Genomic DNA, 14,165 nt, shown 5'->3' with positions numbered 1-14,165 from the left:
TTCCAATCGGGAGGGCTCGCGCTAGCACGGCGAGGCGGAAAGCGCAAAAGCGCGAGCTGGCGGCGAGCGCCGTCTGGCGCCCATATCGCTTGTCGCGCGGAATGCCGCTAACATTACCACAGGTCTCGGGCGGCGCCTGGGGGAGGCATCGGATGGGCGGTGAGCGGGCGGTCCGCGCCAAATCAGGAACCGGCGAACATGTCGAGCGGCATTTCCTGAATTCCCAGACCGTCCGCGACGTCGTCATCGGCATGGCGGACGGGCTGACCGTTCCCTTCGCGCTCGCCGCCGGCGTCACGGCCGCCGTCGCTTCGACGCGCCTCGTCGTGACGGCCGGGCTCGCCGAGATCGTGGCGGGGTCCATCGCCATGGGGCTTGGCGGCTATCTCGCGGCGAAAAGCGATCATGAGCATTTCCAGTCCGAAGAGCGGCGCGAATATGCCGAGGTCGAGAAGCTTCCCGAACAAGAGCGGCGCGAACTCCGGGAAATTCTCGCCGATTATGGGCTGCGCGGCCGGGAAGCCGATTCGGTCGTCGCCGCGATCTCGGCGGACAAAAAGCGCTGGGTCGACTTCATGATGCGCTTCGAGCTCGGGCTCGAAAAGCCCGATCCGAAACGCGCGCCGGTGAGCGCCGCCACCATCGCCGCCGCCTATTTCGTCGGCGGGCTGATTCCGCTCGCGCCCTACATGCTCGGCGGCGACGTGAGAGACGCGCTCGTCCATTCGACGATCGTCACCGGCGTTGCGCTGCTGTCCTTCGGCGCGGTGAAGGGAAAGCTCACGGGCGCCGATCCGTTGAAATCCGGCGCGCAGACCTTCCTGGTCGGCGGACTCGCCGCCGGCGCCGCCTATTGGCTCGCCTCCTTCTTCGGCTGACGCGTTCTCCATTGCACGCGCCTTGCATTGGCTGGGCTGTAATCTTGCGGACGCCCGGCCATATGAAGATGGCGGCAGGAGAAGCGAATGGCGGATGTGATCATTCTCGGCGCGGGCATGGTCGGCGTCTCGGCGGCCCTGCATCTTCAGGCGCGCGGACGCGACGTCGTCATGATGGACCGCCGCGGCGCCGGGCTCGAGACGAGCTTCGGCAATGCCGGGCTCATCGAGCGCTCCTCGATTTTCCCCTATCTCTTCCCGCGCGACCCGGCCCGGCTCGTCAAATATGCGCTGAACCTGCTGCCCGAGGCGCATTACCACCTCGCCGCCCTGCCCTCGGTCGGGCCATGGCTCATGCGCTACTGGCGGGAAAGCGCGCCGGAGCGGGTGGCGAAGAGCGTCGCCGCGCGCCGGCCGCTGATCGAGCACAGCCTCGTCGAGCACGAAGCCTTGATCCAGCAGGCGGGGGCCGGGGCGCTCATCCGCCGCACGGGCTGGATCAAGCTCTTTCGCACGCAGGAGACGCTCGCTCATGGCGTCGCCGACGCCGAAAAGCTGCGCGCCTTTGACCTTCATATCGACATTCTCGACGCGGCGGGCGTCGCCGCGCGAGAGCCCTTTCTCGCCCCTGTCGCGGGCGCCGCGCATTATCTCGACACCGCCTCGGTCAGCGATCCGGGCGGGCTCGCCAAGGCCTATGCCGATCTCTTTCTCTCTCGCGGCGGGCGCTTCGTTCGCGGCGACGCGCTGAGCCTCGAACAGGAGCCGGACGGGCGCTGGAGCGTCGCGGGGCCCGATGGGGCGCGCATCGCCGCGCGCGACGCCGTCGTCGCGCTCGGCCCCTGGTCGGACCAGATTTTCCGCCGCTACGGCTACGAGATGCCTTTCGGCTTCAAGCGCGGCTATCACATGCATTACGCGCCGGGGCCGGGCGCGACGCTCAACCATCCGATCCTCGACGCGGATAATGGCTACCTCCTTGCGCCGATGGCGAGAGGCGTCCGCCTGACCAGCGGCGCGGAATTCGCCACGCGCGATGCGCCGCCGACGCCCGTGCAGATCGAGCTTTGCGAGCCGATCGCCCGGGACCTTTTTCCTCTCGGCGCGGCGCTCGACCCGGCGCCCTGGAAGGGCGCCCGGCCCTGCCTGCCCGATATGCTGCCCGTGCTCGGCCCCGCCCCGCGCCACAAGGGCCTGTGGTTCGATTTCGGCCACGCCCATCACGGCCTGACGCTCGGACCCGTCTCGGGGCGGCTTCTCGCCGAGCTGATGACCGCCGAAACGCCTTTCACCGACCCGGCGCCCTATCGGGCCGACCGCTTTTGAGGCGGAAGCTTCACTTCAGCGTCATAATCTGAAATGGTCCGGCCGCGGCTCAAATCGCGTCCCCGGGGCGCCTGTGGACCTGTCATGCGCCCCCTTGAAAGGCTCGCTTATATAGACGGTTGGCGCGTGGTCGCCATCGCGCTCGTGTTTCTCGATCATCTCGGCATGAACCGGACAATCGGCGCGTTCTACGAGGCGAGCCCGTTCGGCGTCCTGTCCCAATATGGCGAGACCGGCGTCTTCATCTTCTTTTTCATCAGCGGCTATGTGGTGAGCCTCGCCTGCCTCGCCGAGGTCGCGACGTCGGGGACGTTTTCGGCGCCGGCCTTCTATGCGAGGCGGTTCTTCCGCATCGCGCCGCCGCTCATGCTCTACCTCGCCTCGTGCCTCGCTCTGGGGGCGGGCGGCTTCATCGACGTGTCGCTCGACAATTTCCTCAGCGCTTCTCTTTATCTCTGCAATTCCACCGCCCCCCTCGTCTCCTGCAACTGGTATGTCGGCCACACATGGAGCCTCGCCTTCGAGGAGCAATTCTACTGGCTCTTTCCGGTCGTCTTCGTTTTTCTCGAACTCGGCGGGCGACCGCGCTTGGCCGTGGCGGCGGCGGTTCTCATCTTCGCCGCCATTCCATTGGTCTTCACGATCTGGTGGATCGGCAAGACCGGTTTTTTCATCGCTTACGCCTTGTTTTTCGCTGGCTATGCCGCGGCGAGACATGGCGCGCGCCTCATGGAGGCGTCGCGGCGCTACCGCTTTCGGGCGCTGATCGTCGCGGCGGCGGTCGTCTTCATGCCGCGCAGCGTCGTCGCGTCTTTCGGCGCGGACGAGGCGGCGAAAGCGGAGCTCATCGCCTATTACCGACTGCTCTATGTCGCCGCGATCCCGGCGATGGTTTTGCTCTCGGGCGCGGCGGGGTCGTCCCTTCGCGCCGCCTTGTCGATCAGGCCGGTCGCCTATCTCGGCCGGGCGAGCTATTCGATCTATCTCTGGCAGCAATTGATCAACGGCCCGGTCTTCAACGGCGCCGGCGTCTTCGAACAGGCGGCGCTGACGGTCGGCCTGCTTCTCTTCTGCCTGTTGCTTTTCCAGCTCGAATTGAAGATCGTCGCCTTCGGCAATCAGTGGTCCAAAGCCCTGCGCGCCGGCGCGCCGCTTTTTTCAGTCGCGACGCTCCGCGCCTCGCTTTCCGCGCGGGAGAGAGCGCATGTCAGAGCCCGCGCCCCCGCAGCGCTACGCCCGGGGATTTTTCTGAAAAGCCCGCGGCGAGTGAGAAGAAACCGCGTCTAGGCGGTTTCCGCCCGAACGCGGCGCGACCTCGCAGCCCCTCACCGCCCACCATTGGCCGGCAGGATGTCGCTCGGCGAGAAGCTCAGATTCACGCCGAAGCGGATGCTGTGCATCCCGCTGATATTGCAGACCGGCACCGAATAGAGCGCCGCGCTCGTATTGTAGAGCGGATAGTCGTGCGCAAGCTTGATGTAGAGATATTCGGCGTTGACCGAGATGTTGCGGGTCAGCGCATAGCTGACGCCCGCGCCCACGGTCCAGCCCGGCAGGAACGGGTTGTTGACGCTCGTCCCCACGGAATAGGCCGGGCCGATCACATTCGGACCCGAGAAGCTTGTCGGCGCGACGATGTGGCCATAGGCGAAACCGCCCGTGCCGTAGACGAGGAAACGGTCAAAGGCGTAGCCGAGCTTCACGCGCGCGGTGCCGATATAGCCCGGGCGCGAGCCGGAGGTCGTCCCGTGGCTGTTGGTCGAGCCGCCGATCTCGCTGCGATATTGGAAATCGGTCTCGAAGCCGCCGACAATATTGGCCCAGATCGGCAGCATGTAGCCGAGCTTGAGTCCGCCCGCGAAGGCTGCGCCATTCATCGGCACCGGATCGGCGAAGCTGCCGTCGCCAATCGTCGGTCCAAACGTAATGCCGATCGTCGGGCCGCCCCAGTTGAAGGGGGCCTCGCTCCCGCCGGGGAGAGGCGGGACCGGGCCGCCGGGGGGCGGCAGCGCGCCCTGATCGGAAGGCGGCGGCGCGCCCTTGCAGGCCTTGTCGAAGCTCCAATCGTTCTTGCCGACCGTCTTCGCTTCCGAAATGCCGGCGCTCGTGACGGTGACGAAGGTGCAGGGCCTGTCGAGCGTGCGGCAGACGCCCGCCGTGTCGCAGACCTCTATCGCGCCCGAATAGATGACGGCGTCGGTGCGGCCGCCGGAAAGGACGCGGGCCGCGAAGATTGTGCCGCGCACACCGATGGTCGCGGTCGGCGTCTTGACCTCATAGGGCTTGTGCTCACCCGAGGACGATACGAAGCGGAAAGCGCCCTTGGCCGCGTTGAAGCCGACGCCCGAGCCCCCGGAATAGACGAAACTGTCGAGCTTGACCCGCGAGGAGGGGCCCATCTGCATCGTGGTGCGATCGGCGAAAGCGAGCTTGGCGCGGCTGTCCGCGCCGGTCGTCAGCACTTCGTCAAAGTAAACCCCGTCGCCTGCGGAAAGACGCGCGCTGTGGCCGCCGGTCGTTCCCTGAACGTCTTTTTCGACGGAAGCCGCATTGCCGATCGACTGCTCGGCTGAAGCGGGCAGCGACAGAGCCAAAAGAATGACGGAAGAAAGAAAGCGACGATGCATTGGAAGCGCCCCGGGCCCACAGCTTGGCAGGAAGGCAAAAGCAAAAGCGCTGGCGAGCCTTAGCGAAAAGCTATCGCAAGCTGGCGGCTCCGGCGCAACCGGCTGAATCTAAACGAGGCGTTTATTCTTGTAAGCGTGACCTTCCAGCCACAGCTCCGGCGCCGGCCGGCGGCGTCAATTTACGAAATACGCATCAAAGAAGCGTCATTTCCGAGAGTTCGCCCTCCGCGAAGGGCTCCTCGAATTCAGCGACGAAGCCGCCGTTGAAAACCCGGCCCACCACCGCCGTCTTGACCCCGAAAGCGACGCGGTCGCCGATAGAGACCTCCGCCGCCGCCTCGACGCGCACGCCGGCGATGGAGACGTCGGCGATCTGCGCGAATTGCTCGGCTCCGCCGGGCAGACGCACCCGCGTCCACGGGGTCCGGGGGACGAAGCGGCGATGACGGCGCGCCTCCACGAGGCCGCAACGGTCACGGTTGGCGAACCAGATGAGCTGGGCGGCGAGCCGGCGCCGGCGCGCTTCGCCAAGTTCGAGCGTCATGACGAAACCGTTCTTCGTCAGCCGATCGACGTCGCCGTCGAGACGGCCGAGTTCGCTGGCGTAGACGACGACATGGTCCCCATAAAGAGGCTCGAGCGGCGCGGCGAGGGCCAATTCATCGGCGGACGCCTCGACGATGCGCACCGCATGTTCAGATCCGTCCGGCAGACTGATGGCGGCCGCAATGTCGACGCCGACCGCAGGTCCGAGAATGCGCCCTAAAGGGGGATTTGCGAAATAAACCGTCTGCGGAGACATGCTGCCTGAACCAAATTGTTCACCAGCGCGAGACTTGCACAGAATTCCTCATGTAGGGTTAACCAGATCTTCGCCGTGGCGGGCGACGCCGCGACTTTGCGCAACCGCCCTGGCTGTGGCAGATACGCACCGGCCATCAAAAAAGGTGCATCATGGCGGCGGACGTCACATTTCCCGCAGCGGCGGCGGCGGGCCTGCTCTCTTTCCTCTCGCCCTGCGTCCTACCGCTGGTGCCCCCTTATCTGACCTATCTCGCCGGCGTCAGCATGGAGGACCTGGAGATCGAGACCCGTTCGCGGGCCCGGCGCGACGTCCTCTTCTCGGCCGTTCTCTTCGTCCTCGGCTTTACGACGGTCTTCGTGGCGCTCGGCGCGACCGCCAGCGCGTTCGGCGCGGTCATTCGCGCCAATCTGCAAATTCTCTCCTGGATCGCCGGGGGCGTCATCATTCTGATGGGGCTGCACTTCATCGGCGTTTTGAAGGTCGAGCTGCTCTATCGCGAGAAGCGGGCCGAAATCTCGAAGCCCATGGGGCTCTTCGGGTCCTATGTGATGGGGCTCGCCTTCGCCTTCGGATGGACGCCCTGCATCGGGCCGATCCTCGCGGCGATCCTCGCCGTGGCGGGAACGCAGGACACGGTGGCTCGCGGCGCCGCGCTGCTCGCGACCTATTCCCTCGGCCTCGGCCTGCCCTTTATCGGCGCCGGCTTCGCGCTCGGGCGGTTTCTGGCCTTCGTCGCCCGTTTCCGCAAACATTTCGGCAAGGTGGAGAAAATCGTCGGCGTCCTGCTGATCGTGACAGGCGTCGCCTTTCTCACGGGCGGCGTGCAGGAAATGTCGTTCTGGCTCCTTGAAATGTTCCCCGGCCTGGCGACGCTCGGATGACGGCGCCGCTCGGCGTGGAGATCGCAAACGATCCGCGCCTGCCGGAGATCGACCGGCTGCGCGGGCTCGTCATGGTCATCATGGCGCTGGACCATATGCGGGATTTCTTCGACGCCGACTCGATGCGCTTCAGCCCGACCGACCTCGACCATACTTATCCCTTCCTTTTCTTTACGCGCTTCATCACTCATTTCTGCGCCCCGACCTTCGCTCTCCTGGCCGGCGTCGGCGCCTATCTCTATGGCGCGCGCCGACAGGACCCGAAGGCCCTGAGCGTCTTTCTCGCGAGCCGCGGCCTCTGGCTCATCCTGCTCGACATCGTCGTCATCAGCCCGATTTGGGTCGGACCCGGACGCTTTTCGCTGGAAACCTTATGGGCGATCGGCAGCGGCCTGCTCTGCCTGTCGGTCCTGTCTCTCCTTCCGGCGCGCGCGGCGCTCGTCGTCGGCGCCGCCATCATCATCGGCCACAATCTTCTCGATGGCGTGCATCCCGCTGATTTGGGGGCCTTTGGACCATTCTGGCCGATGATCCATGAGCGCGGCCCGCTGCCTTTCGGCGCGCCCGGCGCCGTCCATTACCCGGCGCTGCCCTGGATCGGGGTGGTGACGCTGGGCTACGGAATCGGACCGCTCTTTCAAAAGGCGCCGGCCGAGCGGGACCGAATTCTGCGCCTTGGCGGCCTGGGTGCCTTGACGGTCTTCGTCTTGCTGCGCGCCGGGAACGTCTATGGCGATCCGCATCCCTGGGCGACGCAGCGGGACCCGATCCTCAGCCTGCTTTCCTTCCTCAACGTCTCGAAATACCCGCCCTCCCTCCTTTACCTGCTCGTCACGCTGGGCGGGGCGGCCCTGGCTCTGCCGCTGCTGGCGAAGGTTGGCGGCCGCGTCGGGAGCTGGCTCGCGATTTTCGGACGCACGCCCCTGTTCTTCTATGTCCTGCACCTTTACGTCGGCGTCGCGGGCGCGATCGCCCTCGCTTACGCCAAGGGCTACAGGATCGAGGACGTCGCCAATTTCATGACCTCCGGCGCGCCGCCCGCCGACTTCGGCGCCGGACTTGCGGGAGCCTACGCCGCCTGGCTGACTATTCTCATCCTGCTTTACCCGCTATGCCGCTGGTTTGCGGATGTGAAGCGGCGCCGCGTCGACCTCTGGTGGCTTAGTTATCTTTGATTCTTAACGCTTCACAGCAAATTGGCCGCGTCTTCGCCCGCGGTGCCTTGGTCGGCGCGCCCCGCGCGCGTATAGAGGATCAAAGGCGCCGCGGTTCCTCCGCTTTGCAAAGCGTCTCAATGACATGTCCGGGGTTAGGTAATGTTGGAAAAGCTTGTGGCCTTCTGTCTTCGTTGGCCCTGGACGGTGGTTCTTCTCACTCTGGCGTTGACTGGCGGCGGCGTTTACCTGACCGTCGAGCGTTTCCAGATCGACACTGACACGACAAATCTTTTCTCGCCGGACATGGCCTGGCGGAAAAACCAGATGGCGCTCTATCGCGCCTTTCCGCAGCTCGAAAATACGATCGTCGTGGTCATCGACGCGGGGACCGGCGAAGCGGCGGACGACGCGGCGGCGCGGCTCGACGCCGAACTGCGGGGCAAGCCGCTGATGCAGCGGGTCTGGCGCCCGGACGATCCCGCCTTCTTCGTCAAGAACGGCCTGCTCTATCTCGATCTCAACGACCTTCGGCGCACGGTCGGCATGTTGCTCGGCCAGCGGGACATTCTCACCCCGCTCGCCGAGGACCCCTCATTGCGCGGGCTCGCAAACGTCCTCGTCGCCAATCAGAAGCGCGCCGCCGGCAGCGAGCGGACGACGGCGCTGTATCTCGCCGGACTCGACGAATTCTCCCAGACCTTCGAAGCGACGCTCGCCGGCCGCAGCGCCGAACTCGATTGGGAAAAGCTTCTCTCCGGCGGCAAGGGCGACGCCGCTCCCACCGGTCCGCCGCTCGACAAGCGGCGCATCGTCATGGTCACTCCGGTGATCGACTTCTCGGAGCTGCAGCCCGGCGCCGACGCCATGGCGTTCATCCGCAAGACCGCCGCGGAGCTCGGAATCACGAAGGACAAGGGCTTCACGCTGCGCCTCACGGGCGAAGTGCCGCTCGCGGCTGAGGAATTCGCCACGCTTTCCGAAAATATGGCCCTGAACACGGTCGGCACGCTGGTCATCGTCTCGCTGATTCTGTTCGTGGCGCTGCGCTCGCCCAAGCTGATCCTGGCCGTGCTCGCCACCCTGCTGGCCGGCCTCGCCATCACCTCGGGCATGGGCGTCCTGCTCATCGGCCGCTTCAACCTGATCTCCGTGGCGTTCGCCGCCCTCTTTATCGGCCTCGGCGTCGATTTCGGCATCCAGTTCGCGACGCGGTATCGCGAGGAGCGCCACGGCCATGGCGATCTGGAGCGCTCGCTGACCAAAGCGACCCATGAGATCGGCGGCTCGCTCACGCTCGCGGCGGTCTCCCTCCTCGCGGGCTTCTTCTGCTTCCTGCCGACCAGCTTTCTCGGAGTCGCGGAACTGGGCCTGATCGCGGGCGTCGGCATGATCATCGCCTATATAGCGACGCTCACCTTCCTGCCCGCCGCAATCAAGCTCCTGCATCCGCCGGCGGAGCATGTGCCGATCGCCACCCATTCGCTGGCCGCGGTCGACCATTGGATTGCGCATCACCGCCTCATCGTCCTTCTGGCCACGGCCGCCGTCGTGCTCGCCGGCATGCCCGCCCTGCTGCGCACCCATTTCGACTCGAATCCGATGAATCTTCGGGACCAGAAGGTGGAGTCGGTCGCGACTTTCCTCGATCTGACCAAGGACCCCAAGACCGCGCCCAACAAGATCGAAACGCTGGCGCCGTCGCTCGCCGCCGCCCGCGACCTCAAGCAGAAAATCGAGGCGCTGCCCGAGGTGGATCACGTCGATTCGATCGACTCGCTCATTCCCACGGACCAGGACGATAAACTTGCGCTGATCGAACGCGCCTCGAACGATCTGCGCGAGGCCCTCTATCCAAGGACCAGGCCCACGCCGACGGACGCCGAAACGGTCAAGGCGCTCAACGCCGCCGTCAAAGCGTTGCGCGCGGCGACCGCCAGAAAGCCGACGCCGCAAATCGCCCGTTTCGCCGCCGCGCTCGATGGCCTCGCCAAAGCGAGCCCGGAAACGCGGGCAAAAGCGCGCGCCGCGGCGTTTACCGGATTCGAGAAGATGATGGACCAGTTGCGCGAGGCGTTGAAAGCGCGGCGCGTGACGCCCGACTCCATGCCGGAAGAGCTGCGTTCCGACTGGATTTCCGCCAAAGGGCTTGTGCGGCTCGAAACGACGCCCAAGGGCGACAGCAACAATCTCGACGTCATGACGCGCTTCGCCGACGCGATGCTGACGGTCGCGCCGGAGTCGAGCGGCGCGCCAGTCATCATCTCCGAGGCCGGCAAAACGGTGACGCGCGCTTTTCTCGAGGCCGGTCTCTACGCTTTCGCGGCGGTTTTCCTCATTCTCGCCGTCGCTCTGCGCAATCCGATCGACGTCGCGCTCACCCTCGGCCCGCTCGTCCTTGCGGGGATCATGAGCCTTCAGGCCGCGGAACTGCTCGGCGTGTCGTTGAATTTCGCGAACATTATCGCGCTTCCGCTCATGTTCGGCGTAGGCGTCGCCTTCCACATCTATTACGTGATCGCCTGGCGGAAGGGCGTCGTCGACATGCTGGCCTCAAGCCTTACGCGCGCCATCTTCTTCAGTTCGCTAACGACTGGAACGGCCTTCGGAAGCCTGTTTCTTTCAAGTCATCCCGGCACGGCGAGCATGGGCGAATTTCTCACAATTTCCTTGTTTTTCACGCTTCTCGCGGCCTTCATCATCGTTCCCGCCTTTCTGGGTCCGCCCAGACATGCGGCCGACGGCGGCGCGGATGCGACTTGACGGCGGCGACGGTTCAGCCTTTCGCTACCCGGACGTCATATTTTGGGAACAACCGCGAATCAGAGGTCCGGCGTTATGAAGAGACTATTGCTGAGCATTGTCGCCGCGACGGCCCTCTGTGCGCCTCAAGTAGCCGCCGCCGTCGAGATCTATGGCGTCTGGGTGCGCGACGGGCACCCGACCGACAAGCTCGAATTCTTCGATTGCCAGGGCAAGCTCTGCGCCAAGGGCGTGCTGCCCATGCTCGACGGCAGCCCGCCGCCCCTCGTGCTGCGCCACGCCGCCAAGACGGGGCCGAACAGTTGGAAGGGCGACCTTTTCAATCCCGAGGACGGCAAGACCTATACGGGCAAGATCGCCTATGAAGCGCCCAATCAGCTCACGCTGACGGGCTGCCTCGTCGCCTTCCTCTGCCAGAGCGAGACATGGACGCGCGTCTCCGGGCCGACAAAGCCGGCGGCGCCCGATGCGAAGAGCGACGCAAAGGGCGGCGCCAAGGCTCCGGCCGCCGACGCGAAGGCGGGGGTCGACAAGCCGGCCGACAAGGGCGCCGCCGCGGCGAAGCCCGCCGTCGGCCAGGACGCCAAGGCGTCGAAACCGGCGAAGCCGGCCGACGCGAAGCCCGCGGCGCCAGCGAAGCCGGCGACCGCCAAACCCGCGCCGAAGGCGGGCGACGACGCTCAGTGAGCGAAGCGTAGCGGTAAGTTAACGATAGGTAACTTGACGGACGCAGCGCGGTAAGCGAGCGTCGCGCCGCTCTCTTTGACGCGCCGCAGCGCCGATCCCCCGGCGGTCGCGCGCGCGTCAATTTGAAATCCTACTAAACTCTATCATTTAGCGGCGGCGCGAATTTCCCAAGAGGATGTCCGGCACGCATAAGGAGACGACTTTCAGGTGACGGCCGGCGATTCGTCTCACCTTTGTGCCCGCGCGCGCCGCCGAGTCGTCCTCATCTGGACAGCGCTCGGCCTCGCCAGCTGCAATCTGGACTGGGAGAAGCCGGACCTCGCGACTCCGCCGCCGGAAGCCTTTCGCGAGGCCAAGGCGGCGTCGACGACGCCGATACCGCGCGGCCCCGGCTTCGCGACGAAATTTGGCTCGAAGGAGCTGACGGCGTTGGTCGAGCTGGCGCTCGGCGACAATCTCGACATCGCCGCCGCCGTGGCGCGAATCCAGCAGGCCGACGCCCAGGCCCGCGTCTCCAGCTCCGCGCTCTGGCCGACAATCGCCATGCAGGACATCGTCCGCACCACCCGCACGCCCGGAACGACGACGAATGTCGGCGGGGCGAGCGGCGGCTTCAGTCCGGCGACGACCAGCAGCTCGTCCTCCTCATCGTCGTCATCGTCATCCGGCTTCAACGCCCGGCATTTCGGCTTCTTCCAGCTCGGCCTTACGGCGAGCTACGAAATCGACTTCTGGGGCAAGAACGAAGACGCCTCTTACGCCGCGCGTCTTCTCGCCAACGCCAGCCGTTTCAACCGCGACACGGTGGAAATCTCCACCGTCGCCTCCGTCATCAACGCTTATTTCCAGGTGCTGACGGCGCAGGACCGGCTGCGCATCGCCCGCGAAAACGTCGCCATCGCCGATCGGGTCAATCGCGCCATCCAGGCGCGTTTCCAGGTCGGGATTGCGAGCGCGCTCGACACCGCGCAACAGGAATCCGTGCTCGCGCAGGCGCGCGCCACCATCCCGCCGCTCGAGCAGACCCTGGGCCAGACCAGGAACCAGCTCGCCCTGCTCATCGGCCAGCCGCCCGAAAGCGTCGACGTGAAGGGCGGTTCGCTGACCAGGCTTTCCTTCCCGAGGATTACGCCGGGACTGCCCTCGGAAGTGCTCCTGCGCCGTCCGGACGTAGCGGACGCCGAGGCGCAGCTCGCCTCGCAGGAATTCTCGGTTCTTCAGGCGCGCGCCGCTTTCTTTCCGTCCATTCAGCTGACCGGCCAGTACGGGCTCCAATCCGCTCTGCTGCGCAATCTGGGACGGCCGGAGGCCGTCGCCTGGCAGCTCGCGGGCACGCTCACCCAGCCGATCCTCGACGGCTACAATCTGCAGGGACAATACGACCTGCAGAAAGGCCGCTACGCCGAGCTCGCCGCTCTCTACAAGAAGCAGATCTTGACCGCCTTGCTCGACACCGAGAACGCGCTGATCGCCGTGCGGGAGACGGAGCGGGCCCTCAAGCTGCAGATCGCCGCCGCCGCCGCCGCGCAGCGCGCGCTCACGGCCGCCGAGATGCGGCTGCAGGAGGGCACGATCGACATCGTCACGCTTTCGACCACCCAGACGACCTTGTTCCAGGCGCAGGATCAGGTCGCTCTGGCGCGGCTCTCTTACTTTCAAGCGGCGACAAGCTTATATCAAGCTCTCGGCGGCGGCTGGTCCCCCACTACGAGAGACGCCGAAATCGCCCATGCAAACGCCGCCTACGAGGCGGATAAGGGGCTCCATCCATGATCCGCGCCGACCGGCGTATCCTCATGGCGCTCGGCGCGCTCGCACTCGCCCTTGGCTCGGGCGCGGCCTATCGCGCCGGCATGATACCGGGCGCCGGCCGTCCGGACGCCGCGCTCGAAGACGATAACGCTCCCGGCGCCCCCGGCGCGAAGAGCCGACCGGTTTCGGTGACGGTGGCGAAGACGCGCCTGCAGGACGTTCCGGTGACGGTCGACGCCGTGGGAACGGTGCAGGCGCTCAACAGCGTGACGATCCGCACCCAGGTCGACGGACGCCTCCTGAATCTGGCCTTCACCGAGGGGCAGGACGTCAAGAAGGGCGAGGTTCTGGCGGAGATCGACCCCGCGCTTTACAAGGCGCAATACGATCAGGCGGTCGCCAAGAAAGCTCAGGACGAAGCCAATCTCGCCAACGCCCGCGTCGACCTTATCAGATATGAGAAGCTCGTCGCCGGCAAGTTCCTGTCCCACCAGCAATATGCGACGCAAAAGGCGCTGGTGACCCAGCTCGAGGCGCAGGCGCGCGCCGACCAAGCCGCGATCGACAACGCCAAGACGACCCTGGATTATGCGACAATCCGCTCGCCGATCGACGGCCGCGTCGGCATCCGCCTCGTGGACGTCGGCAATATTCTCCATCCGTCGGACCAAAACGGCATCGTCGTCGTCACCCAGTTGAGGCCGATCAACATTGTCTTCACATTGCCGCAGCAGGCCCTTCCCGACATCCAGAAGGCGCAGGCCGCGGGCGTCGCCAAGGTGCGGGCTCTCGGGACCGACAATTCGACCGTCATCGAAAGCGGCGACTTGAAAGTCGTCGACAATCAAATCGATCCGCTGACGGGAACGGTGAAGCTGAAGGCCGCCTTTGGGAACGCCGACCTGAAGCTTTGGCCCGGCCAGTTCGTCAATGTGCGGCTCATGCTCGACACCATACCGCATGCCGTGGTGGCTCCGAGCCCCGCCGTGCAGCGCGGACCGAACGGCGCTTTCGTTTATGTGTTGGGCGATGACGGGGCCGCCCATATGAGAAGCGTCACAACGGGACGGCAGGACGAGAATATCGTCGTGATCGTCTCCGGCGTCGAGCCCGGGACGACGATCGTGACGAGCGGGTTCTCGCGTATCGCGGATGGTTCGCCGGTGCGCGTGAACAATCCAGAGGAGCCCGGCTCGGCCTCAGCGGCCGCGCCGCAGGAAGCGAACCGGGAAAGCGCGCCGCGACGGGAGCGGGGCGCAAGGGGAGAACGACCTCCCGAGAGGTGACATAAA

11 protein-coding genes are annotated in these 14,165 nt (G+C 65.7%); 9 read left to right on the top strand and 2 right to left on the bottom strand.

Translation table 11 applies throughout. The features are described 5' to 3' along the window. The first annotated feature begins 152 nt into the window (after positions 1-152). The 3 genes from MMG94_RS16765 to MMG94_RS16755 all read left to right on the top strand — a co-directional run bounded on the left by MMG94_RS16765 (position 153) and on the right by MMG94_RS16755 (position 3,491). Positions 153-878 (top strand): VIT1/CCC1 transporter family protein, encoded by a 726-nt coding sequence (locus MMG94_RS16765; RefSeq protein ID WP_016921146.1) that lies wholly within the window; start codon positions 153-155, stop codon positions 876-878. An 87-nt stretch (positions 879-965) separates the two neighbouring features. Further along, entirely contained in the window at positions 966-2,204 is a 1,239-nt protein-coding gene (locus MMG94_RS16760; RefSeq protein ID WP_016921147.1) for an NAD(P)/FAD-dependent oxidoreductase, read from the top strand. A gap of 84 nt (positions 2,205-2,288) precedes the next feature. Continuing rightward, the gene (locus MMG94_RS16755) at positions 2,289-3,491 is read left to right on the top strand and encodes an acyltransferase family protein (RefSeq protein WP_016921148.1); all 1,203 of its coding nucleotides are present in this window, start codon (positions 2,289-2,291) and stop codon (positions 3,489-3,491) included. Between the two features lie 38 nt (positions 3,492-3,529). Here MMG94_RS16755 and MMG94_RS16750 read toward each other — a convergent pair whose 3' ends face one another. Continuing rightward, positions 3,530-4,831: a FecR domain-containing protein gene (locus MMG94_RS16750; protein WP_016921149.1), complete on the bottom strand. Its 1,302-nt coding sequence runs from the start codon at positions 4,829-4,831 to the stop codon at positions 3,530-3,532. 193 nt (positions 4,832-5,024) lie between these two features. After that, complete coding sequence (locus MMG94_RS16745) at positions 5,025-5,633, bottom strand: PilZ domain-containing protein (protein ID WP_016921150.1); 609 nt, start codon at positions 5,631-5,633, stop codon at positions 5,025-5,027. A gap of 152 nt (positions 5,634-5,785) precedes the next feature. On the opposite strand from MMG94_RS16745, the gene MMG94_RS16740 reads away from it, so the two are divergent. The 6 genes from MMG94_RS16740 to MMG94_RS16715 all read left to right on the top strand — a co-directional run bounded on the left by MMG94_RS16740 (position 5,786) and on the right by MMG94_RS16715 (position 14,159). After that, positions 5,786-6,517, top strand: a complete 732-nt coding sequence (locus tag MMG94_RS16740) for a cytochrome c biogenesis CcdA family protein (RefSeq protein ID WP_016921151.1) — start codon at positions 5,786-5,788, stop codon at positions 6,515-6,517. Continuing rightward, positions 6,514-7,692, top strand: coding sequence for an acetyltransferase domain-containing protein (locus MMG94_RS16735; RefSeq protein ID WP_016921152.1), 1,179 nt, complete (start codon positions 6,514-6,516; stop codon positions 7,690-7,692). Before MMG94_RS16740 ends, MMG94_RS16735 begins: the two co-directional genes overlap by 4 nt. 141 nt (positions 7,693-7,833) lie before the next feature. Then, complete coding sequence (locus MMG94_RS16730) at positions 7,834-10,434, top strand: MMPL family transporter (RefSeq protein WP_016921154.1); 2,601 nt, start codon at positions 7,834-7,836, stop codon at positions 10,432-10,434. Positions 10,435-10,509: 75 nt separating this feature from the next. Beyond that, positions 10,510-11,121 carry a DUF2147 domain-containing protein gene (locus MMG94_RS16725; protein ID WP_016921155.1) on the top strand — a complete coding sequence of 204 codons (612 nt, stop codon included), beginning with the start codon at positions 10,510-10,512 and terminating at the stop codon, positions 11,119-11,121. A gap of 207 nt (positions 11,122-11,328) precedes the next feature. Continuing rightward, on the top strand, positions 11,329-12,894 hold the full coding sequence (locus MMG94_RS16720) for an efflux transporter outer membrane subunit (protein WP_016921156.1): 1,566 nt from the start codon (positions 11,329-11,331) through the stop codon (positions 12,892-12,894). Beyond that, entirely contained in the window at positions 12,891-14,159 is a 1,269-nt protein-coding gene (locus tag MMG94_RS16715; protein WP_016921157.1) for an efflux RND transporter periplasmic adaptor subunit, read from the top strand. The genes MMG94_RS16720 and MMG94_RS16715 overlap by 4 nt, the downstream gene beginning before the upstream one ends. Positions 14,160-14,165 lie beyond the last annotated feature (6 nt).

This window comes from Methylocystis parvus OBBP, assembly GCF_027571405.1.
GTDB classification, from domain to species: Bacteria; Pseudomonadota; Alphaproteobacteria; order Rhizobiales; family Beijerinckiaceae; genus Methylocystis; species Methylocystis parva.
This window is presented reverse-complemented; position numbering and strand designations above follow the sequence as displayed.

Coding starts and splice junctions, on each gene's coding strand:
- MMG94_RS16765 (WP_016921146.1), top strand. CDS start 153: ATGGGCGGTGAGCGGGCGGTCCGCGCCAAATCAGGAACCGGCGAACAT.
- MMG94_RS16760 (WP_016921147.1), top strand. CDS start 966: ATGGCGGATGTGATCATTCTCGGCGCGGGCATGGTCGGCGTCTCGGCG.
- MMG94_RS16755 (WP_016921148.1), top strand. CDS start 2,289: ATGCGCCCCCTTGAAAGGCTCGCTTATATAGACGGTTGGCGCGTGGTC.
- MMG94_RS16750 (WP_016921149.1), bottom strand. CDS start 4,831: ATGCATCGTCGCTTTCTTTCTTCCGTCATTCTTTTGGCTCTGTCGCTG.
- MMG94_RS16745 (WP_016921150.1), bottom strand. CDS start 5,633: ATGTCTCCGCAGACGGTTTATTTCGCAAATCCCCCTTTAGGGCGCATT.
- MMG94_RS16740 (WP_016921151.1), top strand. CDS start 5,786: ATGGCGGCGGACGTCACATTTCCCGCAGCGGCGGCGGCGGGCCTGCTC.
- MMG94_RS16735 (WP_016921152.1), top strand. CDS start 6,514: ATGACGGCGCCGCTCGGCGTGGAGATCGCAAACGATCCGCGCCTGCCG.
- MMG94_RS16730 (WP_016921154.1), top strand. CDS start 7,834: ATGTTGGAAAAGCTTGTGGCCTTCTGTCTTCGTTGGCCCTGGACGGTG.
- MMG94_RS16725 (WP_016921155.1), top strand. CDS start 10,510: ATGAAGAGACTATTGCTGAGCATTGTCGCCGCGACGGCCCTCTGTGCG.
- MMG94_RS16715 (WP_016921157.1), top strand. CDS start 12,891: ATGATCCGCGCCGACCGGCGTATCCTCATGGCGCTCGGCGCGCTCGCA.